8 protein-coding genes are annotated in these 22202 nt (G+C 62.2%); 3 read left to right on the top strand and 5 right to left on the bottom strand.

What is annotated here, in order from left to right; all coding sequences use genetic code 11:
• The first annotated feature begins 756 nt into the window (after positions 1–756).
• Positions 757–1857 carry a helix-turn-helix transcriptional regulator gene (locus tag GGD66_RS28800; protein ID WP_183259724.1) on the top strand — a complete coding sequence of 367 codons (1101 nt, stop codon included), beginning with the start codon at positions 757–759 and terminating at the stop codon, positions 1855–1857.
• Positions 1858–2344: 487 nt separating this feature from the next.
• Positions 2345–3016, top strand: coding sequence for a hypothetical protein (locus tag GGD66_RS28795; RefSeq protein ID WP_183259808.1), 672 nt, complete (start codon positions 2345–2347; stop codon positions 3014–3016).
• 172 nt (positions 3017–3188) lie between these two features.
• On the opposite strand, the gene GGD66_RS28790 is transcribed toward GGD66_RS28795, so the two are convergent.
• Positions 3189–4625 carry an OpgC domain-containing protein gene (locus tag GGD66_RS28790; protein WP_183259723.1) on the bottom strand — a complete coding sequence of 479 codons (1437 nt, stop codon included), beginning with the start codon at positions 4623–4625 and terminating at the stop codon, positions 3189–3191.
• Between the two features lie 441 nt (positions 4626–5066).
• Here GGD66_RS28790 and GGD66_RS28785 point away from each other — a divergent pair, with 441 nt between their 5' ends.
• On the top strand, positions 5067–5729 hold the full coding sequence (locus tag GGD66_RS28785) for a response regulator transcription factor (protein WP_018323185.1): 663 nt from the start codon (positions 5067–5069) through the stop codon (positions 5727–5729).
• Here GGD66_RS28785 and GGD66_RS28780 read toward each other — a convergent pair.
• The 4 genes from GGD66_RS28780 to GGD66_RS28765 all read right to left on the bottom strand — a co-directional run bounded on the left by GGD66_RS28780 (position 5724) and on the right by GGD66_RS28765 (position 21549).
• A complete protein-coding gene (locus GGD66_RS28780; protein WP_183259722.1) occupies positions 5724–7844 on the bottom strand; it encodes an MASE1 domain-containing protein in 2121 nt (706 codons plus the stop codon). The genes GGD66_RS28785 and GGD66_RS28780 overlap by 6 nt on opposite strands.
• A 1110-nt stretch (positions 7845–8954) precedes the next feature.
• Entirely contained in the window at positions 8955–9236 is a 282-nt protein-coding gene (locus GGD66_RS28775) for a hypothetical protein (protein ID WP_183259721.1), read from the bottom strand.
• Between the two features lie 248 nt (positions 9237–9484).
• On the bottom strand, positions 9485–9760 hold the full coding sequence (locus GGD66_RS41670; protein WP_246789006.1) for a hypothetical protein: 276 nt from the start codon (positions 9758–9760) through the stop codon (positions 9485–9487).
• Positions 9761–9942: 182 nt separating this feature from the next.
• Positions 9943–21549 (bottom strand): Ig-like domain-containing protein, encoded by an 11607-nt coding sequence (locus GGD66_RS28765; RefSeq protein WP_312014196.1) that lies wholly within the window; start codon positions 21547–21549, stop codon positions 9943–9945.
• Positions 21550–22202 lie beyond the last annotated feature (653 nt).

The following is a 22202-nucleotide window of genomic DNA, read 5'->3' as shown; positions in this document are numbered from 1 at the left end:
CCGACGTCGAACGGCGAAGTCCTGTCACGGAGCGACGAAGGACTTCTGATAATTGCAAATTGTTTTCATTGTTGCGTGACTGCGTCAAGACAGCACAGCTGCTAACCTTAAGCGCAGTGTGAATCGAACTGCGCAGCCGAGAAAGCGCGCGTTCCAGGTTTGCGATTGCGCCCGATTTCGGCAAACCAGAGGATCGAAGCTCTACCGAATTGCAGCACAATACGGGATGGAATGAAGCGATCGCCTTGCCTCCCCGGCTGGCCTTGACCAGATCGCTTAAGCTGCCGAGAAAATGGATTGCGACCGTTGATAGCGCAGCTGAACAATTCGCGCCGCGCCGGGCAACACATACTGCGACACTCTGACGCGCACAGATATCCCCACAGATCGATATCGGGAGCCGAAAGCCGTCGTCGAGATCCGACTGACTCAAGCAAAGCAATGTCATCTCAATTCCTGGTGCGGCAAATATTTCTCTTCCATGGAATAGCGCCGGCACATCTGGACGCATGACCCGAATGGGTCATTCCGGTCCGGGCGCCGCCGCCTGCCGCAGCCATCCGCTAGACTTTCGTCAAGTGCGATTTTTCAGGAAAAACAGGCAAGGGGGGCTTGCTTCGAGCCGCCTCCTCACGAAGCATCGCCGGTGAGGGAAACGCATTCCGGGGCCCCAAATGTCGGGGACTTGCATGCATGCAGCAAGGATGCATGCGGGCTCGCAACGAAATGCGTGGGGTTAGGCGGAGGGGGCCGCGCTTGAAAGTCGACAAAATCGACGATGCGGAGCTGTCGAAGGTCCTCAATCGACTTGGCGAAGCCGCCGTGAATCCGGAAGCATGGCGCGACATCATGGATGACATCTGCAAGGCGGTGGGCGCGTCGGCGGCCCTGCTCCTTCAAAGCGATATCCGGACCCCGGACGTTCCGCGCACGGCGTCGATTGCGGAGGCTACCGAGCTCTACTTTAGGAATAACTGGCATCTGAGGGACCCGCGCGCCAAGGGCTTTCCGCGCATGATGGCGGGCGAGGTCGTGACCGACCTCGATGTGATGACGCCGGAGCAGATTCGCGCCGATCCCATGTACAACGAGTTGCTGTTTCCATCCGGATTCCGCTGGTTCGCCGGCATCGGCTTCTGGGCCGACAGCGCCGCGTGGGCATTGACGATCCAGCGAACCGGCCGCGAAGGCCCGTTTGAGGCAATCGACAAGCAGCTGCTTGCCCAATTGGCGCCGCGCCTGACCGAGACGGCCACGCTCGCGACGGTCGTCGGCAGGACTGCACTCACCGCGATGACCGATGTTCTGGACCGGGTCCGACAGCCCGCGTTGATCCTCAATCGGGAAGGAATGGTCCTGCGCACCAACGCGGCAGCCGAAACGGGATTCGACAACGAGATCCGCATCAGAGAGCGGCGCCTCATCCTTCGCGACAAGCATGCGATGACAAGGCTCGATCAGCTGATCAGCGCGATGCGCTCCACGCCGGACGCCTCCGCCATCCCCGCCTCTCCGATCCTGATCCGCCGGACGACAAAGCCACCGGTCGTCTTGCGGATCCTGCCGGTGGACGGGGCGGCGCGCTCCGTCTTCCTCGGAGCCCGCGCCATGCTGATCCTGTCCAACCTCATTCCACGCCCGGCGCCGGATCCGGCGCTGATCGGCCAGGCCTTCGATCTCACCCCGGCGGAATCCCGCCTGGCCGCCCTGCTTGCAACCGGCGCATCGCTCGCCAGCGCTTCCGAGCACCTGCGGATCTCGCGCGAAACAGCCCGCAACCACCTCAAGTCGATCTTCTCGAAGACGGGCGCGCACCGCCAGTCGGAGCTGGTCACGCTTGTTTCTCAACTCGCTTGATTTGCATCGTCCAGCTCGGGACCGTGACCGAGGTCCTGAACCGCGCGTGTCAGCCATCATCCGCGGCAAACACGAACGCGCCAATTCCCTGCGAACAGGGAAGTTTACAGGGAAAAGCGCCCACCGCAGGCCCCGCCTTGGCAACGAGAATTGGCGAGAAGTACCTTAAATTGCCAGAAATCCCGAGCGTCCCGGCTCTCATCGGAGCAGGGAATTTTCGCTGGCGAACAGGGACTCGCATGGCCGTGAGCAGGGAAATATATCCGGCGGGCTTCAGTGGCGCGCCTCCCCTTGCGCCGCGCGAGCGGGGATACTGATCAGGAGCTGCCTGAATGGGCGAATTGGCCGATCGGAAGGTGAAGAACCGATCTCATCCATCTATTGATCGCAAGGAGGCATTTGCCTGAAAAATTTCGCGCCTTGGCGTGATCCCGGACCTAGCGTAGCATTAGGGAGTCTCATGCCTCCGGGGAGGCGGCCTTTTGTGATGCGCCTGCAAACGCTCTCGTTTCATGATTGGCTGGAGCACGCATTTGGACGCGAGGTTCGCTTTCAGCAAGCACCTTGGTACTTCGATCCTGAGCATGATTGGTGGGACCCGCCACCAGCAGAAGCCGTGTCTTATCTCACTCGGCTGTTTGAAGACCCGCAGACCGCGCTAGAGGGATTTGCTGACAGCCAAATCGCACAAGGCTTAACCTACCTTGTCAATACCAGCGCAAGCGGCGATAACAGATGGCTTTGTTCAACTGATGTGCCCATCAAAGATCGTGTCCGCTGCGTCAAGTCCATCGCGGAACTCTTTGCCAAATTGTTCGAATCGCGGTGCACCCCCAGTTTGTCCCACCTGAGCGAAGCCGATGCCGGGACGCTAAACTGTGTCTGTTATATGTGGTGGGATGCATTTCCGTGCTTGGCTCTTGCCGACGATCCGCATCTACCAACTCTCCACGATTGCGCGCTCCGCACGATGGAGCGCATCCTTCACCTCAACTCGATTGCTTGTCAGGAGAGCGCTCTGCACGGGCTCGGACACTGGCAACGCGGCTACAGTGACAAGGTGATCCCAATCATCGATCGCTTTTGCACGGTGCATGCTAAAGCTGACTTTCGGCTCTTGGCCTATGCCCAATCTGCCCGCTGCGGGTGCGTGCTGTGACCTTGGGGAAATGGCTCGATAGCAGCACGGCGGAACGCAAGATGGCGACCAAACCGTACGAGTCCCGTTGCTGAAACATTCCGCCTCACGCTGCGAAGAAACGCGATCCTTCACCTCCCGGTGATCTCTCTGAGCGGCTCGAGGTCTGCCGGAACTTTTCCGTGCCGATGTGTCAAACGCCATATTCCGCCGATGCAATGGGCGCTGTTGCATTCCTGGCCGCCGTCGCTGCAGGCGTCGGCGACGCCGCGATGACATTCGCCTTCGGCCGTAATAATCCGTCTGCGAGGCCAAACACCTGGTACACCCGGTGGGATTGCTTATCCGCGAACCAGCAATTGATGACGGGATTCCGGCCGCCGGCCCATCCGAGCTCGCGCAGTCCTCGGCGAAACGCCTCCAAGGGCCGCCAGTCAACGGTGCCCCAGGCGTCCGGCTGGACGTGCACGCCCGCAGCCAGAGCAACAGACGGCTGCAGCCTGGGCGTGATCTTGACCAGATTCAGCAGCGTCGCTGCCACGATCATCATGAGGATCCCACCAACGCTGAGCGTAATCTGCATCGCAAGCCCTTCCGATATGTCGAGCAGCGCCAGGAGGCTAACGAGCGTCAGCAGGACGCCGAGGCAGAAGATTGGCAACGAATGCTTGCCACAGAGGATGGCGCCGCGCATCACCGCACTCGTCAAGGCTTGCCGATTGGGCGGCACGAACCATACCGCCACAACCGCTAGAGCCAAGAAATGCAATAGACGCAACGGATCGAGATTGGATTTGTCTGGCGGGTAAGCCAATTTGGTCAGCCCCTGGGGGATCAACGCTTCCAACGGCTTGACTTTCCAGCTCAATGCGATGACGAGGCTGAAGATCAGATAGAGAGCGGCAGGCACGAGCACCGTGCGAGACGTTAGCCAGGGGCGCACTCGTTCGCCCTCGATTATCATCCAGGCACCAAGAACCGCCAATAGCTGCCAGGCCAGTGGATTGAAAGCCCAATGGCCGCTCGGCCACGCCGGCATGGACCAACCGAACATTTGCACCAGCGCATAAAGCGCCAGCGAGGCGCCAAGCGTCACGTTCGGCATTCGGAGCAGCAACCACAGCAACGGCGCGAAAAAGAGCTGGAGAAGCACGAAGATCGGCAATACGTCGGTATTGACCGGACGGTATTGCAGGATCGCTGCGTGGGCGAGCGCCGAGCCCGGCTGGTCCAACAGAATCCGCGTATTGCTCTCATCAGCAAGACGGTCCCCGCCTGCGAGGTGAACCAAGACGGCGCAGGCGAGCGTCAGCAGCAGAAATGCGACATAGATGTCCCAACTTCGCCGCAGGGTCCGGCGGATCACGCTGGTCCACCCCTCGCAACTCCGTACTTTGCCGTAGGCCAGCGCGCAGGTCACTCCCGAGACGAACATGAACACTTCCGCGGCATCGCTGAAGCCGTAGTTCCGTAGCGTCAGCCAACTTCCAATGTTATTGGGGACATGATCAAGAAAGATGCACCAGAGCGCGATGCCGCGGCAGGCATCAATGCGAAGGTCGCGGCTGTTGACTTTGAGCTCCGGCAGAGCGCCCGCAAATAGCTTCGGGGATGCGGTCCGATCCTGCATTGGCTTGCCTCGTCCAGGGTACGCGCAGGCTTCGAGAGGAACGAGCGACAGGAACTGAATGTAACAAAAAGCACGTTGCGGGATTCTGACAGCGCCGCAGTCCAGAATTGCTTCACACCGACCCGGCCACGACAGCAATTGCGACAAATGGTATGGCAGAGCTGCGCACAACCCTCTGGGGGAGTGCTGACTGCCGTCATCATCGTGCAAGCGCCGCAGTCTGTAAATCGGCCGGAGGTCGGTACAGAGAGGTGCCTAGGTCCTATGACCAAGGTACCGTCCGTCCTGCGGGGCCCGCGAGCTGCGCGCTTCACGTAGTCCGCTCCCTTCTTCTGACGGCGAACCCGCTGGCCGGAGCCGAGATGGAAGATGGACGATTTCGAAGGTGGGTGTATGATTTTCCATTGATCTCCGCGCGGCCAGAAGACGGAGAGCTTTTTTATGAAGGTGCTTGTTGTTGACGATCACACATTGATTCGGGCCGCGCTGCACGCCGTCCTGAAGCAACTAAAGCCAGAAGCCGTCATATTCGAAGCTTCGAGCGGCCGGGAGGCCATGCACATCGTCGAGGAGCATCCCGACATCAGCCTCATTTTGCTTGATATCAATTTGCCTGATCGCGACGGCTTCTCCGTCCTTTGCGAACTGCGCGATCGCTATGCGAGGACTGCTGTCGTCATTCTCTCGTCCTCCGATGATCAAGACACAGTCAGGCGCGCCTTCAAATTCGGCGCGCTGGGTTTCATTCCGAAAACCACGGAACGCGAGGTGATGCTCAAGGCTATTGAATTGGTGTTCTCCGGCGGAGTTTACATCCCGTTGGAGATATTGGAGAAGACGGCGGGCCCACGGCATGCAAACAAGCCAGTGACGCCCGACTCGCTCAAGGGGGTCGGGTTGACCGATCGGCAAATTGAAGTACTTGCGCTCCTGATGAAGGGGAAGAGCAACAAGGTCATTGCCACGATGCTCAATATGGCAGTGCCTACGGTGAAGAATCACATCACGGTCGTTCTCAAGGCCCTCGGCGTAGCGACGCGCACCGAGGCCATCATAAAGGTCGGAAAAATGGGCTGGGAGTGGCCGCCGAAATCTGGATCATGAAACTGCCCCGGCGTCTCTCCCACCATCGTGATCCCTAAACAGCTTGTGCATGACCGCGCGGAGCTGCATTGGGTCGACCGGCTTATGCAGCAAAACGTATCCTCGATCCTTGGCGTCCCGCAGTGGTTCAGCTGCCGTGTCGCCGCTGATGAGAATGGCAGGAATTGTCGAGCCAAACGCCGCATTGATTTGTTCAATTGCCCTGATTCCGGTCTTCCCGCGTGCGAGATGATAGTCCGAGATGATGAGGTCGGGGCGTTGTTCGCGCTCAGCAAGTCGAACCAGTGCGGCTTCGTCGGATCCGGCGGCAAGAACCGAACATCCCCATTTGCTGAGCAATCCGCCCGTTCCCTCCTGCACGATGGGAGTATCGGCAATAACAAGAATTGCCTTGCCGTCGACTGCAAAAGCGCCGGGGTGTGGTAAGTCGGCGGGCGCCGCGGCCCTGACGCATTCGTCGACCTTCGGAACCAGGATCGTGAATCGCGAACCGCGACCCACAGTCGAAGCGAGCTCAATTGGATGGTTGAGAAGCAAGCGGAGCCTGTCGACAATGGCAAGGCCGAGCCCCAGGCCGCCGGACCGGTTCTGCTCCGGAGCAGGAACTTGAAAAAACTCGCCAAAGATATTCTGCTTTTGATCCTCGGGAATGCCGGGACCGGTATCGTATACTTCGATGCGCAGCATTTCACCGCGCCGACGGCATCCGACCAGGATCCCGCCCTGCAACGTATAGCGTACAGCATTGGACACCAGATTCAGGAGTATGCGTTCGAGCAGCATGGCGTCGCTCCGCACCCAGGCGTCACTTGGCCTGACGCGTAAGCGCAAGCCTTTTTCACGCGTCGCCTGATCAAACGCGGTCTCACTTTTCTGCAACAGGCGCCCGATCGGGAATTCGGTCATGTAAGGGTTCAGCATCCCGGCATCGATTCTCGAAATGTCCAGCAGCGAATTGAACATTTCGTCCATTTCCTTGCGCGTTGCGTCGACCCGCTCGATCGTCCTCGCCCGCTCCCCCGGTTCGAGCGGCGTGCGCAGCTGGGCAACAAACAGCCCTAATGCATGTAACGGTTGCCGCAAATCATGGCTTGCCATGGCAAAAAAGCGTGATTTTGCGGCACTGGCAAGCTCCAGCTCTTGCGTTCGCTCTGCGACCTTCTGCTCGAGTTCGACGCGTGCGCGGCGCAGATGCTCCTCCGCTTTCTTGCGTACCTCGATATCGGCGCTCAGCAACAAGCTTGGAACGGTAATGCTGATCAAGAACATCAACACCAGCAGGAACGATGCGTTAAGGTCCGTGGTGGTGAACGGGCCGCCGCCCCTGAGCGTGCCCCAGATCGTGATGCCCGCAAGCATCAGGGCGACCGTCGCGGTATCGCGTGGACCGCGGCGCAGCGCCGCCCACAACATTGGCAAGATCGCCAGAAAACCCAGTGGATCTCGTCCGGGCGTTTGCTCGATCAAAGGGCTGAAAGCAATGAGTCCAACGACCGCCGCTGTCGTGAGGACGCCGACCGTCTCCTGAAGCGCATGGCGTTCGAAGTCATGATAGCGGCTTGATGCCCAAAGCACGATAACGGGAGTGATGACCAGTGCGCCTGTCACATCTCCCAGCCACCAGGTGATCCACGCGTCGGCGAAACTCTTCTGTTCGATGTACCCGAAGATTGTCAGACTGGTCAGGCCAATGCTGGCGCTGATCGGCGTCGCGATGCCGACGCAGATCACCGCAAACTTTGCGACAGAATCGGGGGTTGAAAACGTATTACATCCGCTCGACCACCGATCAATGAGATAAGCGCCGACAACCGCTTCGAGAGCATTACCGGCCGCAATCGCGATTGCGGTAGCAACCGAGCCCGCCGTCGTCGCATTTGCGATCAACGCTCCCGCAAAAATTGCTGGCCAGGTCCGATATCCCCCCAACAGCACCGCCGCCAGCGCGACACCTGTCGGCGGCCAAATTGGCGTTGAACTGGGATGAACGGAGGCGAGAGCAAGGCCACCTTTGGCCAAGACGAGATAGATGGCGCCGATTGCGACCAGACTACCGACATAGCTGACACCTCGGCTAGAATTTGTCTCGGGAGCTAATGATCGAGGATTGGACATCGTCCACGTCCTGGACTAGGCAAATGCTTCGTCTATCGAAACTGACTTTTGATCTCTGGATCTAACATCGCTAGATGGATACGGGCAGATGCACTCAGGTCCAATTGATCACAGCAGTCCGCCGGCGGACTAAGAGACGGCACGTGCGATCGAGCTGGCCGACTTGCTGTTCAATCCCCGCGGATTGCGTCAGAGAACCAGCGGGACGAACAGGGCACCGTTGCACCCCGAGGAATTCGCGCCGTCTCGTGTTCACCCCGAGCTTTGGGGGGATGCATCGTACGACGAAGATAGGCGCTCCGAAAGCCGGATTTGGACCTGGACCAGGTCGCTGTGCGCGACAAAGGCCTATCTCTCGTTGGAGTCTGGGGACTGAACCACTTGCACGATAGCTTGCTGCGACGTGACGGAAGCCTCGCTCAAAAATTAGAAGCATCCATGACCGATGAGGCGACGAGTCCGTTGCGTCGGCCGTGGCGTTTGCGCTGGGCGACGCAATTCTCCCTTGATCGAACCACCGTAAAGAAGCCTGTGATCGAGTGCCATCGTTCGACGACTTGCACGGCGGTCATCTTATTTGAGGCGCCGCCTCGTTTGTTCGCTATCGCTGACAAAACGGCGCACGCACTTCACCGCATTCAAGCATCTTTGAAGAAGCAGCACTGGCGTGCTCGCGCCGCCAGCGGGCGGCAATTAATCACTTGCGTGGGCATCCGAAGACGAATGCGCCGTACACGGCCTTCGTCCGGATTGATCAAAGCGAATTGGCAGGCATGCCGACATTCGCCCGTATCCCGGCATGCCGGTGGCTGGAAGCCGCATCATCAACTGAGGCTAGAGCCGTACGGTTCGAGCGCCTGCCGAACGCCGCACACACCAAACAAATACCGCATCATCGCTCCGTGGACCGCCTCGACCGCGCTCCACAATGTGGCAGGTGCTACAGCCCAAAGCCTCGGCCGATCTCCCGCATCAGCCTGAGCGCGGCGTCAGTATGGCGGCCATAGAACAGCGCGCGATCAAGCTGCGAAAAGATGCCCATTCCAAATAGCGCGATAGCGACGCCTCTAAGCATGGTTGTAGACCGGGTTTGAACGATGCTGCGAAGGTTCAAAACGGCCCCAGCCGCAGGATGGGGTCAACAGCCGGGGCCGGCATTCCCATTCCAATGTGCCGCAATCGGCGGTAATCGGCACGCACCCAGCTAGCCACAGGAAAGCTAACGAACCATTTCGCGTGTCCGAATTCGGTGCGATGCGCTTTGCTGTTGCGCAAACCAAAGCCCAACGCAAAGCGAGCGCCGCCCGCAATTATACGGAGGCCGAACCAGAGTTGCGGTGGCGTGGCGTCCATCTTCAGCGGCTTCTTCAGGTTGATTTTATGGCGATCCAATTTTGGGCCGTGGACCCACGAGCCTCAAAGCCAAGGCGCATCGCTTCCAACGCCTCGGCCTGTTTTCCCTGGGCATTGAGCTGCCAGGCTGTGGCGGCCTGCCGCTGAATCTCCGCCCAATAGGCATCCTTGTCCCGCGGCAGCTTGTCCCGCAGTTCTGCCAGTTTGGCGATGTCCGCCGTTGCGGCGGCTGCATTGCCAGAGCGCGCGGCGCCAAGAGCGCGGGCGAAACAGGTGATCGCATCGACTTAGGCAAACCGGCTCGGCTCGGCCTTCAGCGCGGCCGCGCCCTGCAAATCGCCGCGCTCGACCATGTAACGCGCCTGGCTGGCCGCTATCGCGTAGGGACCGGCGCGGACGGCGGGCGCATAGCCCGTCGTCGCAACCATGTCCGCGATGACGTCGCGGGCTCGGCTGTCCTGCGCGAGCTGGAGCAAGGCGTAGACCATATAATCGTCGGCATGCAGGCGCTTGCTGGGGTCCTTGCCGTCCTTGGCAGCCTTGGCGGAACGACTTGGCCTCAATGGATTCGCTCCAGTAGCCGACGCGCGTGAAAATGTGCGAGGCCATATGCAAAGCGTGCGGCGCTCCCTGCCTGCATCGATGAAAGAAGAGAGGTTCCTGAAGGTCAGCTCCTCGCGTCGTCTGGCAAAAATCCAGCAGCTCGGCGATTCCGGCCCTGATGTTCTCCCCTGAGCGTTGACCGTTAGATGTGGAGGAGAAAATCCTGACTGGTGAGTATATTCGCGGTTACATTGGTCAAGACAATTTCCATATCCGCCGACCCTTGATTCTGCGCTGTGGTCGAGTTGTTGACGTAGACAATCGTATTCGCGCCGCTCTGAATCCACCCGATACTGTGCGCGGCGACTTGGGCGCTCCCGCTGAGCAAGCCTTGGACACTCGTCACCCCCGCGATCGCCGAGGTGTCGATGATGTCTGTACCATGAACGAAATCACTGATCGTATCGTGGGTTGCAACCGTGGAATCGGAAATCGCAGCGAATACGAATTGGTCGCTTCCCGCTCCTCCTATTAACGTGTCGGCACCTCCTCGGCCCTGGATCACGTCATTTCCTGCTTGCCCATCCAGCGTGTCGCTGCCGACATCGCCAAAAATGAAGTCAGCAAAGGATGACCCACGGACGGCATTCACGCCGGTGAAGGCATCTGTTCCGGTGCCGGCGAGGTCACCGGAGGCCGTCCCATGGGAGTTGCCGGCGGCTAGATCGACAGTCACCCCATCCAGCGCATTGTAGAATGCAATGCGAGTATTGCCGTTGCCGGTAATGGTGTCATTGCCGTCCATTCCCTCGAACTCGTTGAGGGTACCGAAATCGCCGGCATTTGCACCGGAGGGGCCAAAGCTGGTTGCGATGAAAGTATCGTCGAAGTTAGTCCCGCGAATCGCCTCAATTGATCGAAGAGTGTCTGTTCCGATCGAAGCGTCGCCGGCCACCACGCCTGACGCCATATCGACTTGAATACCTGAAACCGAACCGTCGTTGTTATAGAACGCCCTGTCGAAGCCAGTTTTGCCGTCGATGAAGTCATTGCCGCCGCGACCGGCAAAATCTTCAGCTGTGCCATTGGGATTGTTGGAGCCGGTGATGGTATCGGCGAATGACGACCCTGACACCGAGCTAACGCCCGAAAAGGTATCGGTGCCTACCGACGCATCGCCGGTTACGGTACCCGACGCGCCGCTGGTGGTGCTGGTCCAGCTATTGAGACCGAAAGTGATCGTCACGGGACCGGTTGCATTGGCGTAGATCAGACGCGTGTTGCCGTTGCCGGTAATGGCATCGTCACCACCAAGTCCCTCGAACTGGTTGAAGCTGCCGTTGTTGCCGACGTTAAGAGCGCCTGCAAGGCCGTATCCCGTTGCCACATAGGTGTCGGCAAGGACGGTTCCCTGGATGGCTTCGATCGAACGCAGCGTGTCCGTACCGATCGAGGAGTCGCCCGTGGCGGTGCCGGACGCCATGTCAATGGCGACACTGCCGGTCGAAAGATAGATGTTGTTGTAGCTTGCGGTATCTAAGCCGCCGCGACCGTCAATCGTGTCGTTGCCGCCAAGCCCGGTAAATATCTCGTTGATGCCGCTTCCCGACAAGGAATCGGCGAACATCGTGCCCATGACGGCATTGACGCCCGTGAACGTATCGCTTCCGACCGAGACGTCCCCGGTAGCCGTGCCGGCTGCTATGTCCACCACGACGCCTGCGGTCGCATTGTTGAATCCGAGGCGCGTATTGCCGTTGCCGGTGATGATGTCGTTGCCGCCTTCGCCGGTGAACTCGTTGAAGGTCCCGAGCGAGCCGGAGTTCGTGCTGGCGCTGCTAAATCCGACGGCGTTGTAGGTATCGGCAAATTTGGTGCCACGGACCGCTTCGATCGACACAAGTGTATCAGAACCAACCGTGGCATCCCCCGTCAGGGTGCCAGCCGCGAGACTGATCGTGATACCCGACGTGGTGGTCGGATCGTTATTATAGTCGACGCGGTCGAAGCCGCCGCGGCCATCGATCACGTCGTTGCCAGCGAACCCCGCAAACACCTCGACCGTGCCGAATCCATTGTTGCTTCCGAACAGAGTATCGGCGAACGAAGAGCCCCAGACGACAAGAATCCCCGAGCCAACAAACGTGTCGTGACCAACGGATCCATCTCCATCCGCTGCCCCGGCTGCGATGTCGACAGTCACACCGGCGGTGGCGCTCACATAGGAGACCCGCGTCAGAGCCGCGCCTAAAGGATTCACGTCACTCAGAATGGTGTCGTTGCCACCGCGGCCCTCGAACTCGTTGAACCCGATCGGCGTACCGGGCGTACCGGTGCCCCCAGCGAAACCGGTCGCATTGAAGGTGTCCGCAAAATCACTGCCAACCACGGCTTCGATCGCAACGAGCGTATCGGTACGCACTCCCGGTCCGGATACCGTTCCCGCCGCAAGGTTCACGGAGATCCCGCCCGTGGCATCGGTATAGACAGCGCGGTCAAAATCGGCCCCGCCATCGAGCAGATCGTTGCCGCCGAATCCCTGAAGCCGATCATTTCCGGCGAGGCCGGAGATTGCATCCGCTTGACTCGTTCCGAGCAGCACATCCGAGCCCGAGGTGCCGTTGGTGGCGTTGGGAAAGATGAAGTCGCTCTGCTGGAGGCTTGTTACACCTATCAGCGTCAGAGTATTCCCGCTTCCGACGTCGATGATGGTGTTGCCGCCGCTCACCGTTACCTTCGATTGAACATCTGCGAGCGTGAAGAAGCCTGACAACCCTGTCAGATCGATCGTGTCGCCTTGGGTACGGTTAAAGTCCGTGATAGTGTCTGCTCCGTCACTATCGGCGTAGACAAAGGTGTCGGCGCCGTTTCCGCCGGTCAAGGTATCGGCGCCACCGCGGCCGTCGATCCGATCATTGCCGTCCCTGCCGTCGAGGGCATTGGCATTGGCATCCCCGAGAATGACGTCAGCGAAAGCTGAACCGCGGACGGCATTCACGCCGGTGAACGTGTCTGTCCCGACACCTGCGAGGTCACCGGAGGCCGTCCCGTGGGAGTTGCCGGCTGCGAGGTCGACGGTCACCCCATCGAGAGCATTGTAGTATGCGATGCGGGTATTGCCGTTGCCGGTGATCGTGTCATTGCCGGCCATTCCCTCAAACTCGTTGAGGGTACCGAAATCGCCGACATTTGCGCCGGAGACGCCGAAATTGGTCGCGACATAAGTGTCGGCGAAGCCGGTTCCGCGGATCGCTTCGATGGATCGGAGAGTGTCCGTTCCGACAGCAGCGTCGCCGGTCACCACGCCCGAAGCCATATCGATTTGAATACCCGACGCCGAACCATCGTTGTTGTAGAAGGCCCTGTCGAAACCCGTTTTACCGTCGATGAAGTCATTGCCGCCGCGACCGGCAAATTCCTCCGAGGTGTTGTTTGGATTGTTCGAGCCGGTGATAATGTCGGCAAATGACGACCCCGACACCGAGCCGACACCGGAGAAGGTGTCGGTGCCCACGGACCCATCACCGGTCACGGTACCCGACGCGCCGCTGGTGGTGCTGGTCCAGCCGTTGAGAGCGAAAGTGATCGTCACGGGGCCGGTTGCATTGGCGTAGGTCAGCCGGGTGTTGCCGTTGCCGCTGATGACGTCGTTACCGCCCATTCCCTCGAATTGATTGAAGCTGCCATTGTTGCCGACATTGGCATAGGGAAGGCCGGTCGCGGGATCGATAGCGCCGGTGACGCCGAAATTAGTCGCGTCATAAGTGTCGGTAAAATTAGTGCCCTGAATGCCTTCGATTGAACGCAAGATGTCGGTGCCACTCGAGGCATCTCCGGTCACCGTTCCAGCGGCAAGGTGAACGCTGATCCCCCCCGTCGTGAAGGTCAGGTTGGCATATTGCGCCGTGTCGAAGCCGCCTTTTCCGTCGATGAAATCATCGCCGGCAAGGCCCATGAAGTTCTCATTGGCGCCGCTTCCAGAAAAGGTGTCGGCAAACATCGAGCCCATGACGGCGTTGACCCCGGTGAATGTATCGGTACCCACGGAGGCATCGCCGGTCGCTGTGCCCGCGAGGAAATCGACCGTCACGCCGGCGGTTGATTGCGTATATTGAAGTCGGGTGTTGCCGTTGCCGATGATGCCATCGTTGCCGCCCATGCCTTCGAAATTGTTGAAGGTGCCGCTCGATCCGGCATTGGTGCTGGTGCCGCTGAAACCAGTGGCATCGTAAGTATCGGCGAAGTTGGTGCCGCGGACGGCTTCCACTGAACGCAGCGTATCGGTCCCGATTGTCGCCTCGCCAGTGACCGTTCCGGCCGCAAGATTGACGGTTATGCCCGTGGTGGTGGTGGCGTCGTTGTTGTAGACGGCAAAATCGTAGCCGCCGCGGCCATCGATCAGATCGTTGCCGGCACGAGCGTCATATTGCTCGAAAGTGCCGTTCGGATTGTCGCTGCCCCGCAGCGTGTCTCCAAATGCTGACCCAATGACCGCATTGACATTGGTGAAGGTGTCGTTGCCGACTGATGCATCGCCGTTCGCCGTTCCCGCGGCGAAATCAACGACCACTGCCGCTGTCGCACTGACATAGGAAATGCGGGTCAGAATCTCTCCGGAAGGATTGACCGTGCCGGCGATGATGTCATCTCCCCCCATGCCTTCGAAGCTGTTGAAGCCAATTGGCGTGCCAGGCACCCCGGCATTGCCGCTGAAACCGACCGCCGAGTAGTAATCGGCAAAGCTGCTGCCCTGGATGGCTTCGATACCGACCAGAGTGTCGGTGCCGACACCCGGCCCCGTCACGGTTCCTGCCGTCAGATCGGCGGTGATGCCCCCGGTCGCGTCGAGATAGACCGCTCGATCAACGCCCGACAAACCATTGAATGTGTCATTACCGCCGAAGCCTTGGAATGCATCGTTCCCGGCGGTCCCTGTCAGGGTGTTGTCGCCAGCATCGCCGAGAATGGCGCCGAGCACGCCGACAGAATAGACCACCGCGCCGCTGGTTGCGGTGTTGCCGGCCGCATCGCTCACCCGTGCGGTCAGCGAGTTGCCGCCCTGGTTCAGCGTGACCGTCGTGCTCCAGCTGCCGTTGCCCTGCACGATCGCGGTGCCGATCGTGGTGGTGCCATCCAGGATGGTGACGCTGGCGCCGGCATCGGCGACGTCGACCGTGCCGGTGATGGTCTGGCTGGCCTGGTTGACGGGCCCGCCCGCGCTGGTGATCGCGACGGTCGGCGCCGCCGTGTCGAGCGTGAAGTTTAGCGAGGCCGAGCCGGTGTTGCCAAAAGTGTCGGTTTGGCTCGCCACGATGGTGTGTAATCCGTCGGCCAGCCCGCTCGGCGTAAACGACCACGCCCCTTGCGCATCGGTCGTTGCCGTAGCGGTGCTGAGAACACCATCGATCGTCAGATGCACCACCGTGTTGGCGAGGCCGGTGCCGCTCAGCGCTGGGTTGGTGGTGAGGTGATCGGTGGCCGAGGTGCCGGTGTCGGAGACCAGGGCCTCGGTCACCGTCGGGCCGGTGGTGCTGAGGGTGTAGACCACCGCGCCGCTGGTCGCGATGTTGCCGGCCGCATCACTGACCCGTGCGGTCAGCGAGTTCGGGCCATTGTTGAGCGTGACCGTTGTGCTCCAGGTCCCGTTGGCCTGCACGATGGCCGTGCCGATCGTGGTGGTGCCATCCAGGATGGTGACGGTGGCGCCGGCATCGGCGACGCCGACCGTGCCGGTGATGGTCTGGCTGGCCTGGTTGACGGGTCCGCCGGCGCTGGTGATCGCGACCGCGGGTGCCGCCGTGTCCAGCGTGAAGCTCAGCAAGGCCGAGCCGGTGTTGCCAAAAATGTCGGTTTGGCTTGCGACGATGGTGTGCGGTCCGTCCGCCAGCCCGGTCGGTGTAAACGACCACGCCCCTTGTGCGTCGGTGGTCGCCGTCGCCGCGATCGAGCTGCCGTCGATGGTGAAGTGCACCACGGTGTTGGCAAGGCCGGTGCCGCCCAGCGCTGGGTTGGCGGTGACGTGGTCGGTGACTGAAGTGCCGGTGTCGGCAACCAGGGCCTCGGTCACCGTCGGGCCGACGGTGCTGAGCGTATAGACCACCGCGCCGCTGGTTGCGGTGTTGCCGGCCGCATCGCTGACCCGTGCGGTCAGGGAGTTGCCACCCTGGTTCAGCGTGACCGTGGTGCTCCAGCTGCCGTTGCCCTGCACGATCGCGGTGCCGATCGTGGTGCTGCCGTCCAGGAGGGTGACGGTGGCGCCGGCATCGGCGACGCCCACCGTGCCGGTGATGGTCTGGCTCGCCTGGTTGGTCGGTCCGCCCGCGCTGGTGATCGCAACCGCGGGTGCCGTGGTGTCCAGCGTGAAGCTCAGTGCTGCGCTCGTCGAACTGTTGCCGGCGACATCGCTGAACCGCGCCGTCACCTGCTTGGCGCCATCGGCGCCGAGATCGCCGGCAGTCACCGTCAAGCTGACACTTCCGGCCGATATGTCGACTGCCGTGATCACATGCGTGACCGGATGCGCCAGCGGCGAGCCGCCCAGTAACAGCTGCACCGTATCGCCGATGGCATCGGTCGGGTTCAGCGCCACCGTGAAGCTCGGCGAGGTCGCCGAGGTGATGTTGTCCGTGCTCGAGGTACCAGTATCCGAACCCGCCGTCAGATCTGGCGTGCCACCGGTCGGTGCCGTCGTGTCGAGGGTGAAGCTCAGCGACGCCGAGCCGGTGTTGCCAAAGGTATCGGTTTGGCTTGCGACAATGGTGTGTAGTCCGTCGGCCAGCCCGGTCGGTGTAAACGACCACGCCCCTTGCGCATCGGTGGTCACCGTCGTCGCGATCGGGCTGCCGTCGATGGTGAAGTGCACCACGGTGTTGGCGAGGCCGGTACCGCTCACGGCCGGGTTGGCGGTGACATGGTCGGTGGCGGAGGTGCCGGTGTCGGAGACCAGGGCCTCGGTCACGGTCGGACCGGTGGTGCTGAGCGTATAGACCACCGCGCCGCTGGTCGCGATGTTGCCGGCGGCATCGCTCACCCGTGCGGTCAGCGAGTTCGGGCCATTGTTGAGCGTGACCGTGGCGCTCCAGGTCCCGTTGGCCTGCACGATCGCGGTACCGATCGTCGTGCTGCCGTCCAGGATGGTGACGGTGGCGCCGGCATCGGCGACGCCGACCGTGCCGGTGATGATCTGGCTGGCCTGGTTGACGGGTCCGCCGGTGCTGATGATGGCGACCGTCGGTGCCGTCGTGTCGAGCGTGAAGCTCAGCGCCGCGCTCGTCGAACTGTTGCCGGCGACATCGCTGAACTGCGCCGTGATCTGTTTGGTGCCATCGGCTCCGAGATCGCCGGCAGTCACTGTCAGATTAACGTTGCCCGCCGTCACGTCGGCGGCCGTGATCACATGCGTGACCGGGTGCGCCAGCGGCGAGCCGCCCAGCAACAGCCGCACCGTATCGCCGATGGCAACCGTCGGGGTCAGCAACACCGTGAAGCTTGGCGACGTCGCCGAAGTGATGTTGTCGGTAGCCGAGGTACCGCTGTCCGAGCCCGCTGTCAGGTCCGGTGTACCGCCGGTCGGCGCCGTGGTGTCGAAGGTGAAGCTCAGCGACGCCGAGCCGATGTTGCCAAAGGTATCGGTCTGGCTTGCGACAATGGTGTGTAGTCCGTCGGCCAGCCCGGTCGGTGTAAACGACCACGCCCCTTGCGCATCGGTGGTCACCGTCGTCGCGATCGGGCTGCCGTCGATGGTGAAGTGCACCACGGTGTTGGCAAGGCCGGTGCCGTTCAGCGCCGGATCGGCGGTGACGTGATCGTTGACTGACGTGCCGGTATCGGCGACCAGGGCCTCGGTCACGGTCGGGCCGGTGGTGCTGAGGGTGTAGACCACTGCGCCGCTGGTCGCGGTGTTGCCGGCCGCATCGCTCACCCGGGCGGTCAGCGAGTTCGGGCCATTGTTGAGCGTGACCGTGGTGCTCCAGCTGCCGTTGCCTTGCACGATGGCGGTGCCGATCGTCGTGCTGCCGTCCAGGATGGTGACGGTGGCGCCGGCATCGGCGACGCCCACCGTACCGGTGATGGTCTGGCTGGCCTGGTTGACCGGTCCGCCTGCGCTGGTGATCGCGACCGTCGGTGCCGTGGTGTCCAGCGTGAAGCTCAGCGAGGCCGAGCCGGTGTTACCGAAGCTGTCAGTCTGGCTCGCGACGATGGTGTGCAATCCGTCGGCCAGCCCGCTCGGCGTAAACGACCACGCCCCTTGCGCATCCGTGGTCACTGTCGCCGCGATCGGGCTGCCGTCGATGGTGAAGTGCACCACGGTGTTGGCAAGGCCGGTGCCGCCCAGCGCTGGGTTGGCGGTGACGTGGTCGGTGACTGAAGTGCCGGTGTCGGCAACCAGGGCCTCGGTCACCGTCGGGCCGACGGTGCTGAGCGTATAGACCACCGCGCCGCTGGTTGCGGTGTTGCCGGCCGCATCGCTGACCCGTGCGGTCAGGGAGTTTGGGCCGTTGTTGAGCGTGACCGTGGCGCTCCAGCCGCCGTTGCCCTGCACGATGGCGGTGCCGATCGTGGTGGTGCCGTCCAGGATGGTGACGGTGGCGCCGGCATCGGCGACGCCGACCGTGCCGGTGATGGTCTGGCTGGCCTGGTTGGTCGGTCCGCCCGCGCTGATGATCGCAACCGCGGGTGCCGTGGTGTCGAGTGTGAAGCTCAGCGCTGCGCTCGTCGAACTGTTGCCGGCGACATCGCTGAACTGCGCCGTGATCTGTTTGGTGCCATCCGATCCGAGATCGCCGGCGGTCACTGTCAGATTAACGTTGCCCGCCGTCACGTCGGCGGCCGTGATCACATGCGTGACCGGGTGCGCCAGCGGCGAGCCGCCCAGCAGCAGCCGCACCGTATCGCCAATGGCATCGGTCGGGTTCAGCGCCACCGTGAAGCTCGGCGAGGTCGCCGAGGTGATGTTGTCCGTGCTCGAGGTACCAGTATCCGAACCCGCCGTCAGATCTGGCGTGCCACCGGTCGGTGCCGTCGTGTCGAGGGTGAAGCTCAGCGACGCCGAGCCGGTGTTGCCAAAGATGTCGGTTTGGCTTGCGACAATGGTGTGTAATCCGTCGGCCAGCCCGCTCGGCGTAAACGACCAGGCGCCTTGCGCATCGGTGGTCACCGTCGTCGCGATCGGGCTGCCGTCGACGGTGAAGTGCACCACGGTGTTGGCGAGGCCGGTACCGCTCACGGCCGGGTTGGCGGTGACCTGGTCGGTGGCGGAGGTGCCGGTGTCGGCGACCAGGGCCTCGGTCACGGTCGGGCCGGTAGTGCTGAGGGTGTAGACCACCGCGCCGCTGGTCGCGGTGTTGCCGGCCGCATCGCTCACCCGGGCGGTCAGCGAGTTCGGGCCATTATTGAGCGTGACCGTGGTGCTCCAGGTCCCGTTGGCCTGCACGATGGCGGTACCGATCGTCGTGGTGCCATCCAGGATGGTGACGCTGGCGCCGGCATCGGCGACGTCGACCGTGCCGGTGATGGTCTGGCTGGCCTGATTGACGGGTCCGCCGGTGCTGGTGATGGCGACCGTCGGTGCCGTGGTGTCCAGCGTGAAGCTCAGCGAGGCCGAGCCGGTGTTGCCGAAGATGTCAGTCTGGCTCGCGACGATGGTGTGCAATCCGTCGGCCAGCCCGCTCGGCGTAAACGACCACACCCCTTGCGCATCGGTGGTCACCGTCGTCGCGATCGGGCTGCCGTCGACGGTAAAGTGCACCACGGTGTTGGCAAGGCCGGTGCCGCTCAGCGCCGGGTTGGTGGTGAGGTGATCGGTGACCGAAGTGCCGGTGTCGGCAACCAGGGTCTCGGTCACGGTCGGGCCGACGGTGCTGAGCGTATAGACCACCGCGCTGCTGGTCGCGGTGTTGCCGGCCGCATCGCTGACCCGTGCGGTCAGCGAGTTGCCGCCCTGGTTCAGCGTGACCGTGGTACTCCAGGTCCCGTTGGCCTGCACGATGGCGGTGCCGATCGTGGTGGTGCCGTCCAGGAGGGTGACGGTGGCGCCGGCATCGGCGACGCCGACCGTGCCGGTGATGGTCTGGCTGGCCTGGTTGACGGGTCCGCCGGTGCTGGTGATGGCGACCGTCGGTGCCGCCGTGTCCAGCGTGAAGCTCAGCGCGGCCGAGCCGGTGTTGCCAAAAGCGTCGGTTTGGCTCGCCACGATGGTGTGCGGTCCGTCGGCCAGCCCGGTCGGTGTAAACGACCAGGCCCCTTGCGCATCGGCGGTCGCCGTCGCCACGATCGTGCTGCCGTCGATGGTGAAGTGCACCACGGTGTTGGCATGGCCGGTGCCGTTCAGCGCCGGGTTAGTGGTGAGGTGATCGGTGGCGGAGGTGCCGGTGTCGGAGACCAGAGCCTCGGTCACGGTCGGGCCGGTGGTGCTGAGCGTGTAGACCACCGCGCCGCTGGTCGCGGTGTTGCCGGCCGCATCGCTCACCCGAGCCGTCAGGGAGTTGCCGCCCTGGTTCAGCGTGACCGTGGTACTCCAGGTCCCGTTGGCCTGCACGATGGCGGTGCCGATTGCGGTGGCATTATCCAGGATGGTGACGGTCGCCCCGGCATCGGCGACGCCGACCGTGCCGGTGATGGTCTGGCTGGCCTGGTTGACCGGCCCGCCCGCGCTGGTGATGGCGACCGTCGGTGCCGTGGTGTCCAGCGTGAAGCTCAGCGCGGCCGAGCCGGTGTTGCCAAAAGCGTCGGTTTGGCTCGCCACGATGGTGTGTAATCCGTCGGCCAGCCCGGTCGGCGTAAACGACCAGGCGCCTTGCGCATCGGTGATTGCCGTAGAGGCGATGAGAACACCATCGATCGTCAGATGCACGACGGTGTTGGCCAAGCCGGTGCCGTTCAGCGCCGGATTGGCAGTGACGTGATCGGTGGCCGACGTGCCGGTGTCGGCAATCAGGGCCTCGGTCACGGTCGGACCTGTGGTACTGAGCGTGTAGACCACGGCGCCGCTGGTCGCGGTGTTGCCGGCCGCGTCGCTGACCCGTGCGGTCAGCGAGTTCGGGCCATTGTTCAGCGTGACCGTTGTGCTCCAGCCGCCGTTGCCCTGCACGATGGCGGTGCCAATCGTCGTGCTGCCGTCCAGGATGGTGACGGTGGCACCGGCATCGGCGACGTCAACCGTGCCGGTGATGGTCTGGCTGGCCTGATTGACGGGTCCGCCGGTGCTGGTGATGGCGACCGTCGGCGCCGTCGTGTCCAGCGTGAAGCTCAGCGAGGCCGAGCCGGTGTTGCCGAAGATGTCAGTCTGGCTCGCCACGATGGTGTGCGATCCGTCAGTCAGCCCGCTCGGCGTAAATGACCAGGCGCCTTGCGCATCGGTGGTCACTGTCGTCGCGATCGGGCTGCCGTCGACGGTGAAGTGCACCACGGTGTTGGCGAGGCCGGTGCCGCTCAGCGCCGGGTTGGCGGTGACGTGGTCGGTGGTCGAAGTGCCGGTGTCGGAGACGAGACTCTCGGTCACCGTCGGGCCGCTGGTGCTCAGCGTGTAGACCACCGCGCTGCTGGTTGCAGTGTTGCCGGCCGCATCGCTGACCCGTGCGGTCAGGGAGTTGCCGCCCTGGTTCAGCGTGACCGTGGTGCTCCAGGTCCCGTTGGCCTGCACGATGGCGGTACCAATCGCAGTGGTGCCGTCCAGGATGGTGACGGTGGTGCCGGCATCGGCGATGCCCACCGTACCGGTGACGGTCTGGCTGGCCTGGTTGACCGGCCCGCCCGCGCTGGTGATCGCGACGGTCGGCGCCGTCGTGTCGAGCGTGAAAACAACGGGCACGCTCGTTGTGACGTTGGCGCTAGGGTCCAAAGCCACGATGCTGTGGTCGCCATCACCTGCCAGGGTGACCGCCAGGCTCCAAACGCCGCCGGAGCCAACGGTAACCGTTCCAATCTGCGTCGTAACACCATTGTATGTGTCGTACAGCGTCACCGTGCTTCCAACGAAGGAAGGATCAACTGTTCCGCTGATTGTTTGATTTCCTTGGTTGGTTGGGCCGCCTGCGCTGCTGATAAGGACAGGTTCGAATGAAGCCACAACAACAGCTTGCGATGGGTCCAAAGTGGGGACGAGCGGCTTCGAGGCGGAGGCAGAAGTCCCCGCGATGGAAGCGAGCGTCACAACAACTGGAGCGATCGATCCCCCACCAGCTTGGCCTTTTATGTCGTCCCCTATAATGGTGGTTGGAGCTTCAGTGGGTGATGGTGGGGGGCTCCCAGCGAACTTCTGCAGCGACTTTGTGTCGACGTCTCCTCGCTTGCCGTCGCTAGGAGCCGGAGTGTCTGGAGCAATCTGTTTCCCGATATCGTAGGTCGTCAACACCTGTTGAAAAGCGTTGAACTCCTGCGCAACTTGCCCTGGGGTCTTGCTGACAGTTTGAGTGATCACCTCGAAATTCGCGGTTGGCGTGATGGTTAGCGATGGACCGTCGC

The sequence above is a fragment of the Bradyrhizobium sp. CIR48 genome (assembly GCF_014198315.1).
Classification (GTDB): Bacteria; Pseudomonadota; Alphaproteobacteria; order Rhizobiales; family Xanthobacteraceae; genus Bradyrhizobium.
Note: the sequence above shows the minus strand (reverse complement) of the source record. Positions and strands in the feature narration are given on the sequence as shown.